At 69.9% G+C, this 10,964-nt stretch carries 4 protein-coding genes, 1 tRNA gene and 1 rRNA gene; 4 read left to right on the top strand and 2 right to left on the bottom strand.

From position 1 onward, the window contains the following. The 3 genes from rrf to ACWC9R_RS32460 all read left to right on the top strand — a co-directional run. Positions 1 to 88 (top strand): 5S ribosomal RNA (gene rrf, locus ACWC9R_RS32470); the annotation flags it as partial. A 129-nt stretch (positions 89 to 217) separates the two neighbouring features. After that, complete coding sequence (locus ACWC9R_RS32465; protein WP_450736924.1) at positions 218 to 880, top strand: DegT/DnrJ/EryC1/StrS family aminotransferase; 663 nt, start codon at positions 218 to 220, stop codon at positions 878 to 880. A gap of 64 nt (positions 881 to 944) precedes the next feature. After that, a tRNA-Thr gene (locus ACWC9R_RS32460) sits at positions 945 to 1,020 on the top strand. Positions 1,021 to 1,086: 66 nt separating this feature from the next. Here ACWC9R_RS32460 and ACWC9R_RS32455 read toward each other — a convergent pair. Beyond that, positions 1,087 to 2,133 carry a YncE family protein gene (locus ACWC9R_RS32455; RefSeq protein WP_450736921.1) on the bottom strand — a complete coding sequence of 349 codons (1,047 nt, stop codon included), beginning with the start codon at positions 2,131 to 2,133 and terminating at the stop codon, positions 1,087 to 1,089. Positions 2,134 to 2,278: 145 nt separating this feature from the next. Further along, the gene (locus tag ACWC9R_RS32450) at positions 2,279 to 4,951 is read right to left on the bottom strand and encodes a SpoIIE family protein phosphatase (RefSeq protein WP_450736919.1); all 2,673 of its coding nucleotides are present in this window, start codon (positions 4,949 to 4,951) and stop codon (positions 2,279 to 2,281) included. Between the two features lie 261 nt (positions 4,952 to 5,212). Here ACWC9R_RS32450 and ACWC9R_RS32445 point away from each other — a divergent pair, with 261 nt between their 5' ends. Further along, positions 5,213 to 10,750 (top strand): HAMP domain-containing protein, encoded by a 5,538-nt coding sequence (locus tag ACWC9R_RS32445; protein WP_450736917.1) that lies wholly within the window; start codon positions 5,213 to 5,215, stop codon positions 10,748 to 10,750. Positions 10,751 to 10,964 lie beyond the last annotated feature (214 nt).

The raw sequence follows: 10,964 nt of genomic DNA, 5'->3' as shown, positions 1-10,964 counted from the left end.
CGGTTACATTCCGAACCCGGAAGCTAAGCCTTTCAGCGCCGATGGTACTGCAGGGGGGACCCTGTGGGAGAGTAGGACGCCGCCGAACAAATTTTAAGCTCCGGTCCCTGAACCCTTGGTTCAGGGACCGGAGCTTTTTTGTTCTGTCCCCCGGGTGATGGGCGTAACGCGACGTTCACCTCAGCTGGCCAGGATGCGTGTCATGCGGACAGCAGGAATGCTCAAGTCGGCCGGTGTACGTGCTGGTGACGAGGTCGTGGTGCCGGCGTATGGCAGCGCCGAAGTGGCACGGGCCGTGGTGGAGTTGGGCGCGGTGCCGGTGTTCGCCGATGTGGACGGCGACAGCTACTGCGTCGACCCGGCCGCGGTGGCGGACGTGGTGACGAGCCAGACCGCCGCCGTCGTGGCGGTCAACCGCTTCGGGCGGTCGGCGGACGCCGGGTGGATTCGCGAAGTGGGCCAGCGGCACGGCCTGCTGGTACTGGTGGAGGACGAGCCCGGGGCCGACCCCGAGGGCGCGGAGCTGCGTCGGGCGCATGCGGCGTATCTGGACGGCAGGCTCAACGGGGTCCGGACGCCGACGCCGGCCGCGGGACACACCTACGAGCAGTATGTGGTGCGGGTTCCGGGCAACGGGCGGCCGGACCGGGACGCGTTCGCGCGGACGCTGCGGGCGAAGGGTGTGGCCTGCCGGGTGCCCGTACTGGCTCCGGTGTACCGGATGCCGGGGCTGCGGCGGGATGTGTTTCTGCCGCAGACGGAGCGGGCGGTGGACGAGACGCTGGCGCTGCCCGTGCACGCGGGGATGTCGCGGCGGGAGCTGCACAAGATGGTCGGTGCGTGCAATGCGCTCGGTGGATTGCTGCAGCCGGCCTTTTAGCGAGTGACGCCGGGTCCGGTTCGAACCTGTCGCTGAGTTGGGGTAATATCTATCCCGTTGCCGCGCCCCAATAGCTCAGTCGGCAGAGCGTCTCCATGGTAAGGAGAAGGTCTACGGTTCGATTCCGTATTGGGGCTCCAGAGACAAAGGCCCCCGCCAAGTGGCGGGGGCCTTTGTCGTGTTGGGACGCGGTACCGCAATGCGCCTCAGTCGCGACGGGATTCGATGTAGGCCAGGCCGTGGGCGCCTGAGACATCAGTGCGGTCGACCTCCAATGTGGTGAGCGGGCGCAGTGTCGCGAGGTCGACGACGGTGACGGTGCTGGAGAGATTTCCCGAGACGTAGCCGAGGCGGCCGTCGGGGGAGGAGGTGAGGGTGAGGGGGAGCCGGCCGACCTCGACCTCACCGACTGGGGTGAGGGTGTCGGCGGCGAAGACGGACAGCACTCCCGGGAGTTGGCCGCCGAGCGCGCCGTCCTGGGTGGTGTCCGGGCGCAGCTCACCGGCGAGGAGCAGACCCGCCGACGTCACGTGCACCGGCATGACCTGGCCCTTGGTGGGGAGGGTGCGGACGACTTCCTGGGTGGCGGTGTCGATGACGTGGATGCCCGTCGGAGCCGAGGGCGGAGCGGCCAACGCGGCCTTGGGCGCCGCCACATAGACATGACGGCCGTCGGGGGCGACGGCGAGGCCCTCACTGCCGGGGACGGGGACGCGGCCGGTGCACTCCCCGCGGTCGAGGTCGATGACGGAGACGAACGGGGCCTCCTTGTTGGTGGTGTAGCCGTACCGCCCGTCGGGGGTCACGGCGAACCAGTGCGGACCGGGGGCCATCGCGGAGATACGGCCGAGGCGGGCGCGGGTGCGGGTGTCGAGGACCACGATGCCGCCGGGCTCGGTGTCGGTGGCCTCGACGCTGACGTACAGCCGGCCGCGGGCGCGGTCGAGGGCCAGGCCGTGCGGGGCGTGGTCGGGGGCCGTGTCGAGGACGTCGACGATGGTGCGGGTGTCGACGTCGATGACGGTGATCCCGTGGGCCCGGCCCTCGTTGGCGCCGTAGTAGCCGGAGAGATAGGTGCTGGTGCAGTACAGCAGCCGGTGATCCGGGTCGAAGCAGAGCTCGTGCGGCTGCGCCGGGACGGGCAGCACTTCGAGGCGCTCGTGGGTGGCGGCGTCGAAGAAGGTGACGGTGGGGCCGGTCTGGCTGACGACGGCGAGCAGGTCGCCGGGTGCTCCGGCGGGTGTGGAGGTCATGCCCCGTATCGTGGGCGGCCGTTGGGAGTTGACTCCAGTGCAGGGCAGGCAAGGCTGCCCTGCACCGCACGCAAGGGTGCAGGTGGCGGTGGGGGCGGCGGCCACCGGGCTGTGAGGCAGCTCACAGAGGCCGCTGCCCCCCAGGTCAGCCGGCCTGGACCTCGGGGACGCGCATGGCGAGGATGGCCATGTCGTCGGAGGCGGGTTCGGCGGCGAAGCGTTCCACGGCGCGCAGCACGCGGGCGGCGACGGCACCGGCGGTCAGCCCCGTACAGGTCGTCAGGACGTCGGTGAGGCCGTCGTCGCCGAGCATGCGGGTGCCCTCGCGGCGTTCGGTGACGCCGTCGGTGACGCACAGCAGGACGTCGCCCGGGTCGAGGGTGACGGTCTGCTCGTAGAGTTCTAGGTCGTCCATCACGCCGAGCAGCGGCTGGGGTTCGGCGGCCGGTTCGACCGTGCCGTCCTGGCGCAGCCGGAGCGGCAGGGGATGGCCCGCGCAGACCACCTTGAGGACCGCGCCGCCGTCTTCCTGGGGCCACAGCTCGCCGTAAAGGAGCGTCAGGAAGCGGCTGCGGGAGCCCTCGTCGAGGATCGCGGCGTTCAGGCGCTCCAGGACGGCGGGGCCGCCGAAGCCCTCGCGGGCGAGCAGCCGCAGCGCGTGGCGGGCCAGTCCCGTGACGGCGGCGGCCTCCGGGCCCGTACCGCAGACGTCGCCGATGGCGAAGCCGTACGCGCCGTCGCGGATCGGGAAGAGGTCGTAGAAGTCGCCGCCGACCTCGTTGCCCTCGCCGGCCGCGCGGTAGATGACCTCGACCTCGACGCCGGAGATGTCCGGCAGCGGCTCCGGGGGCAGCAGGCTGCGCTGGAGGGACTGGCTGATGGCCGTGCGCTCGGAGTAGAGGCGGGCGTTGTCCAGGGCGAGGGCGGCCCGGCGGGAGAGGTCCTCGGCCAGCTCCAGGATCTCCTGGCGGAAGTGCTCCTCGGTGGGCTTGCCCAGGGTGAGCATGCCGATGACGCGGTTGCGGGCGACGAGGGGGAGGACGACGGTCTCACCGCCGACCGCGGCGGCGGTGGCGAGCGTGGCGCCCGGACCGGTGGACGGGCGGGCGGAGTTGCCCAGGCCGAGGCTGCGCATCGAGGTACGCAGCGCGGCGTCGTGGGCGGCGTCGCCGGGGGCGGTCCACACCCGGGCGCCCGGGGTGGGCACCGGCTCGGGCGGATCGACCTTCATCAGCAGGGTCTTGAGGCCGTCGATACGGTCCTCGTCCTCGTGCAGGACATAGGAGAGTTCGGGCTCGGAGGTCTGGTCGGCGACGGTGTAGACGGCGCACCACGTGGCGAGGGTGGGGACCGTCATCTGCGCCATCAGGGCCAGGGTCTGGTCGCGGTCGAGGGTGCCGGCCAGGAGGTCGGAGGCCTCGACGAGGAAGGAGAGGGAGCCGCGGCGCAGCTTCTCCAGCTCGGTGAGGCGGGCGCGTTCGACGGCGAGGGCGATGCGGTCGGCGGCGAACTGGAGCCGCAGCGCCTCTTCGTTGGTGTAGCGGCCGGCGCCCTCCGCGGCGACGCCGAGCGAGCCGGTCAGCCGGCCCTCGACCTTCAGCGGGACGGTGACGACCGAGCGCATGCCCGTGCCGCTGAGGAGCGGGACGGCGCCGGGGACGGCGGTGAGGTCCTCGTGGACGGCGGGCATCCGGGCGGAGCCGTAGCGTCCGGACCCGGCCTCGACGGGGACCCGGGCGAACCGCTGGCGGGCGGAGGGCAGGCCCGTGGAGGCGCGGACCTCCAGCTCGGTCTCGTCGTCGGTGGCCAGGAGGAGGTAGGCGGCGTCGCCGTCGAGCATGTCGCGGGCGCGTTCGACGGTGCGCTGGAGCAGGCCGTCGAGGTCGTCGGGGGCCGGGGAGCCGATGAAGACCTCGAACGGGTCGGAGGGGCGTCCCTCCGAGCGGTCGGACTGGGAGGCGGCGTCCGGGGCGGGGGTGCGCTGCGGGCTCTGGAGGATCGCCCGCTCGTGGTCGCGCACCAGCAGACAGACCGTGGAGGCCTCGCCGTCGGCGTCGCGGACCCGCAGGTGGGAGGCGTAGACGGGGACGACCCGGCCGTCGGCGCCCCTTATGCCGTAGGAGCCCTCCCAGCGGGACAGCTGGAGCGCCTCGGCGATGCCGGTGCCGGTGCCGGGGGTGTGCGGCCAGGCGGCGAAGTCGGTGAGCGGTTTGCCGATGACCTGCTCGGGGTCGTAGGCGAAGAGGTCCTGGGCGTCCTCGTTCCAGAAGCTGATGCAGCCGCCGCGGTCGATCTGGATCACGGCGACGCGGACGCGGGTGTCGGTGACCGGCAGGGCGTCCACGGGCAGCGCGGGGCCCGCCGAGCGGGTGCCTGCCGGGCGCTCGGGGAGGTCGAGCTGGAACCACACGTGTTTCTGCGCGGCGGTGTACTCGACGCCCCAGCGGGAGGCCAGCGCGCCGCACAGCAGCAGGCCGCGGCCGCCCTCGCGGTCGGGGTGGACGACGACCTGGCCGGCGTTCTGGAGCGGGATCTCCCGTTCGGGGTAGCGGTCGGCGACCGAGATCCGCACTCCGGACTCGTTGCGCAGGCACAGCACGTCGGCGGCGGTGCCGGCGTGCACCACGGCGTTGGTGACCAGCTCACTCGTCAGGACGACGGCGTCGTCGACGATGTCGGCGCAGCCCCAGCCCTGCAGGGTGTCGCGCACGAACGCACGGGCAGTGGCGACGGAGCGCCCGACCGGCTCGAAGGTTGCGGCGGCCCGCGCGGTGATCACTGGTCTCCTCATGCGTGTGTCGGTGATCTGCTCCCCCATGGTCGCGGCGCCCCTCCGAATACCTGTTGTGCTCGTCCCACCGCCCGTACTCGATGGCCGGGGCGGTGGACAGCCGTATGCCAGGTTACTTACCTTCGCCGCACCCAAGGATGCCGGTCACGTGTGTTTCCGCCCCAATCGTGCACCGGGACGGTGTGCGATGCTGCCGAACTGTTATGGCCTGGTTGAGCCATGGTGAAACACTGGGCAAGTATCAAGAGAAAGCCCGGGTAGAACGGTCGACCCTGCGGGAGGGACACGGTGGAGTCTGGCGCAGCGGCGCGGGGCGCAAGCACGCGCGCGAAAGGCGGACGATCCCGGAACAACGGGACGACCGAGGTGGATACGGCTGCGCTGAATCGGCTGTTGGTCGCGTTGGTCGCGATGCGGGACGGGAACTTCCGCAAACGGCTCACGGTTTCCGGCGACGGTGTCATGTCGGAGATCGCGGCGGTTTTCAACGAGGTCGCGGACCGCAATCTGCATCTCACGGGCGAGCTGACGCGGGTGCGCCGGGTCGTCGGCCGTGAGGGCAAGCTCACGGAGCGGCTGGAGGTCGGTGCCGCAGAGGGCTCCTGGGCCGCGGCGATCGACGCCTCGAACGCCCTGGTCGACGACCTCGTACGGCCCGTCTCCGAGGTGGGGCGGGTGCTGTCGGCGGTCTCCGAGGGCGACCTGGAACAGCGGATGGATCTGCGCTCGCGCAGTTCGGACAGCTCTTCGGAGCACCCTCTGCGGGGTGAATTCCTGAAGGTCGGCCGGACCGTCAACGGGCTGGTGGATCAGCTCTCCGCCTTTACCGACGAGGTCACGAGAGTGGCCAGTGAGGTCGGTACGGAGGGCAAGCTCGGCGGCCAGGCGCGGGTGCGCGGAATGTCGGGTTCGTGGAAGGACCTCACGGAATCCGTCAACACCATGGCGTCCCGGCTGACGGCCCAGGTGCGTGACATTGCTCTCGTCACCACGGCGGTGGCCAAGGGCGATCTGTCGCGCAAGGTGACCGTCCATGTCTCCGGCGAGATGCTGGAGCTGAAGAACACCGTCAACACGATGGTCGACCAGCTCTCCTCGTTCGCCTCCGAGGTGACGCGGGTCGCCCGTGAGGTCGGTACGGAGGGTGAGCTGGGCGGTCAGGCCCAGGTCCCCGGCGTCGCCGGGGTGTGGAAGGACCTGACGGATTCGGTCAATCTCATGGCCGGCAACCTCACCGCGCAGGTGCGGGGGATCGCGCAGGTCACCACGGCCGTCGCGAACGGCGATCTGTCGCAGAAGGTCACGGTCAGTGCACGCGGCGAGGTCGCACAGCTGGCCGACACGATCAACACCATGACCGAGACGCTGCGGACCTTCGCGGACGAAGTGACGCGGGTGGCGAACGAGGTCGGCGCCGAGGGCCAGCTCGGCGGCCAGGCGCAGGTGCCGGGCGCGGCCGGGACGTGGAAGGACCTCACCGATTCGGTGAACACCGCCTTCCGCAACCTGACGGCGCAGGTGCGGGACATCGCGCAGGTGACGACGGCGGTCGCCAACGGTGACCTCTCCCAGACGGTCACCGTCGATGTCGCCGGTGAAATGCTGGAGTTGAAGAACACCGTCAACACGATGGTGGGTCAGCTCTCGTCGTTCGGCGCCGAAGTGACGCGCGTCGCACGGGAGATCGGGGTCGAGGGCGAGCTGGGCGGCCAGGCGGCGGTGCCCGGGGCGGCGGGGACGTGGAAGGACCTCACGGACTCCGTGAACACCGCCTTCCGCAACCTCACCGGGCAGGTGCGCAACATCGCCCAGGTGACGACGGCGGTCGCCAACGGTGACCTCTCGCAGAAGGTCACCGTCGACGTCTCCGGCGAGATGCTCCAGCTGAAGAACACCGTGAACACCATGGTGGACCAGCTGTCCTCGTTCGCCGACCAGGTCACGCGGATGGCCAGGGACGTGGGCACCGAGGGCCGGCTGGGCGGTCAGGCCCGGGTGGACGGCGTCAGCGGCACCTGGAAGGAACTGACCGACTCCGTCAACTTCATGGCGGGGAACCTGACTTCACAGGTGCGGCAGATCGCCCAGGTGACGACGGCGGTCGCCCGGGGTGACCTGTCGCAGAAGATCGACGTGGACGCGCGCGGCGAGATCCTGGAGCTGAAGAACACCATCAACACGATGGTCGACCAGCTCTCCGCCTTCGCCGAGCAGGTCACCCGGGTCGCCCGGGAGGTCGGCACGGACGGCAGGCTGGGCGGTCAGGCGCAGGTGCCGGGCGTCGCGGGTGTCTGGCGCGATCTGACCGACTCCGTGAACGGCATGGCCGGCAACCTCACGGCCCAGGTCCGCAACATCGCGCAGGTCGCCACGGCGGTCGCGCGGGGTGACCTGTCGCAGAAGATCGACGTGGACGCCCGGGGCGAGATCCTGGAGCTGAAGAACACCCTGAACACGATGGTCGACCAGCTCTCCTCGTTCGCGGAGCAGGTCACCCGGGTCGCCCGTGAGGTCGGCACCGAGGGCATCCTGGGCGGCCAGGCCGAGGTGCAGGGCGTCAGCGGCACCTGGAAGGACCTCACCCAGTCCGTCAACTTCATGGCGAACAACCTCACCTCGCAGGTGCGCAACATCGCCGAGGTGACGACCGCGGTGGCCCGCGGTGACCTGTCGAAGAAGATCACCGTCGACGCCAAGGGTGAGATCCTCGAACTGGTCACGACCGTCAACACGATGGTCGACCAGCTGTCGTCGTTCGCCGAGCAGGTGACCCGGGTGGCCCGCGAGGTGGGCACCGAGGGGCAGTTGGGCGGTCAGGCGCGGGTGCCGGGCGCCACCGGCATCTGGCTGGACCTCAGCGACAACGTGAACCTGATGGCCAACAACCTGACCATCCAGGTGCGCAACATCTCCCAGGTCTCGGCGGCGGTCGCCAACGGCGACCTCACCAAGAAGGTCACGGTCGAGGCGCGCGGCGAGGTCGCGCAGCTCGCCGACACGGTCAACACGATGGTCACGACGCTGTCGTCGTTCGCCGACGAGGTCACGCGAGTGGCCCGTGAGGTGGGCACCGACGGCATCCTGGGCGGTCAGGCCCGCGTCCCCGGCGTCGCCGGTACGTGGAAGGACCTCACCGAGTCCGTGAACTCGATGGCCAACAACCTCACCGGCCAGGTCCGCAACATCGCCATGGTCACCACCGCCATCGCCAAGGGCGACCTGACCAAGAAGATCGACATCGACGCGCGGGGCGAGATCCTCGCGTTGAAGACCACCATCAACACCATGGTCGACCAGCTGTCGTCCTTCGCCGAACAGGTCACCAGGGTGGCCCGTGAGGTGGGCACGGAAGGCCAGCTGGGCGGTCAGGCGCAGGTGCGCGGCGTGGCCGGCACCTGGCGGGACCTGACCGAGTCGGTGAACGAGATGGCGGGCAACCTGACCCGTCAGGTGCGGGCCATCGCCGCGGTCGCCGCGGCGGTCACCCTCGGCGACCACAACGTCCGGATCGACGTGGACGCGGCCGGCGAGATCCTGGAGCTCCAGGACAACGTCAACACCATGATCTCCACGCTCCGGGAGACCACCCTCGCCAACGAGGAACAGGACTGGCTCAAGGGCAACCTCGCCCGGATCTCCGGTCTGATGCAGGGCCGCCGCGACCTCAAGGACGTCGCCACGCTCATCATGAGCGAGCTGTCGCCCGCGGTCTCCGCCCAGCACGGCGCGTTCTTCCTCGCGGCGCAGCCCGACAGCCAGGAGATCGGCGCGGACGGCGGCGAGGCCGGGGCGTACGAGCTGCGGCTGATGGGCTCGTACGGCTACGCCATGGGCGGGATGCCGACGACCTTCAAGCCCGGCGAGACGCTGATCGGCACGGCGGCGGAGGAGGGGCGAACCATCCTGGTGGAGAACGTCCCGTCCGGCTATCTCAAGATCGCCTCCGGGCTGGGCGAGGCGCCGCCGGCGAATGTGATCGTGCTGCCGGTGCTGTTCGAGGACAAGGTGCTCGGCGTGATCGAGCTGGCGTCCTTCCAGCCGTTCACCCAGATCCAGAAGGACTTCCTCAGCCAGATCGCCGAGATGATCGCGACCAGCGTCAACACCATCTCGGTGAACACCAAGACCGAGGTGCTGCTCAAGCAGTCGCAGGAGCTGACCGAGCAGCTCAAGGAGCGCTCGGCCGAGCTGGAAAGCCGGCAGAAGGCGCTGGAGCTGTCCAACACGGAGCTGGAGGAGAAGGCCGAGCAGCTGCGGGCGCAGAACCGCGACATCGAGGTGAAGAACACCGAGATCGAGGAGGCGCGGCAGGTCCTGGAGGAGCGCGCCGAGCAGCTCGCGGTCTCGATGCGCTACAAGTCGGAGTTCCTGGCGAACATGTCGCACGAGCTGCGCACGCCGCTCAACTCCCTGCTGATTCTGGCCAAGTTGCTGGCCGACAACGCCGAGGGGAACCTCTCCCCGAAGCAGGTCGAATTCGCCGAAACCATCCATGGCGCGGGTTCCGACCTGCTCCAGCTGATCAACGACATCCTCGACCTGTCGAAGGTCGAGGCGGGCAAGATGGACGTCAGCCCGACGCGGATCGCGCTGGTCCAGCTCGTGGACTACGTGGAGGCGACGTTCCGGCCGCTGACCGCGGAGAAGGGACTCGACTTCTCGGTGCGGGTCTCCCCGGAGCTGCCGGCCACGCTGCACACCGACGAGCAGCGGCTGCTGCAGGTGCTGCGCAACCTACTGTCCAACGCGGTGAAGTTCACCGACAGCGGTGCCGTCGAGCTGGTGATCCGGCCGGCCGGCGCGGACGTCCCGGTGGCCATCAGGGAGCAGCTGCTGGAGCACGGTTCGCTGCGGGACCCGGACGCGGACATGATCGCCTTCTCGGTGACCGACACCGGTATCGGCATCGCGTCGAGCAAGATGCGGGTCATCTTCGAGGCGTTCAAGCAGGCGGACGGCACGACCAGCCGCAAGTACGGCGGTACGGGCCTGGGCCTGTCCATCAGCCGGGAGATCGCCCGGCTGCTGGGCGGCGAGATCCATGCCGCGAGTGAGCCCAGCCGCGGCTCCACCTTCACGCTCTACCTGCCGCACAACCCGGGCGGGCTGCCGCCGCAGGGCTACCCGCAGCTGGTGGCCGGCGGGCTCGCGATGGACGCGGAGGCGCGCGAGAGCGAGGTCGGGCAGCAGGAGGCCGAGGAGCGGCAGGAGCACGAGCTGGGCTCCGGAGGCAGCCTCAGCAGGCGCCGCCGCCGGGCGATTTCGGGAACTCCGCGGCGCTTCGAGCTCTCCGGGCGGCAGCAGCCGGCCGCGGCGCCCCCACAGGCGCCGCAGACGCCCCCGCAGGCCCCGCTGCAGACGCCGCCGCAGCCGGCCCCGCAGCAGCCCGCTGAGGAGCCCTGGCTCGGCAACGGCCAGGATCTGGTGGACCCGGCCTTCGAGGGCGGTTTCCACGGTGAGAAGGTGCTGATCGTCGACGACGACATCCGCAACGTCTTCGCCCTCACCAGCGTCCTGGAACAGCACGGGCTGTCGGTGCTGTACGCGGAGAACGGCCGCGAGGGCATCGAGGTGCTGGAGCAGCACGACGACATCGTGCTGGTCCTGATGGACATCATGATGCCGGAGATGGACGGCTATGCGACCACGGCGGCGATCCGCCGGATGCCGCAGTTCGCCGGGCTTCCCATCATCGCGCTGACCGCGAAGGCCATGAAGGGCGACCGGGAGAAGAGCATCGACTCCGGAGCCTCCGACTACGTGACCAAGCCGGTGGATACCGATCATCTGTTGTCGGTCATGGAGCAATGGATGCGGGCGGAGTGACGGAGCGTCCAGTATGGAGGCGAAAGGGGATCATCGCGTGCTGACTCAGTGTTGCCGCGGACGTGTGGAACCGTGGGATTCGGGGAACCTTCTGGTCCCTGTCTGCGTTTCTGCTACGTGCACAGTGACATCGCGGTGACAGGGTGTGGCGACAGGCGGGGTGCAGCTACCATGACCGGCACAAGGACGGGCGGCGTGACGGAGTCGTCCCCTG

It is taken from the genome of Streptomyces sp. NPDC001219 (assembly GCF_053597915.1).
This window is presented reverse-complemented; position numbering and strand designations above follow the sequence as displayed.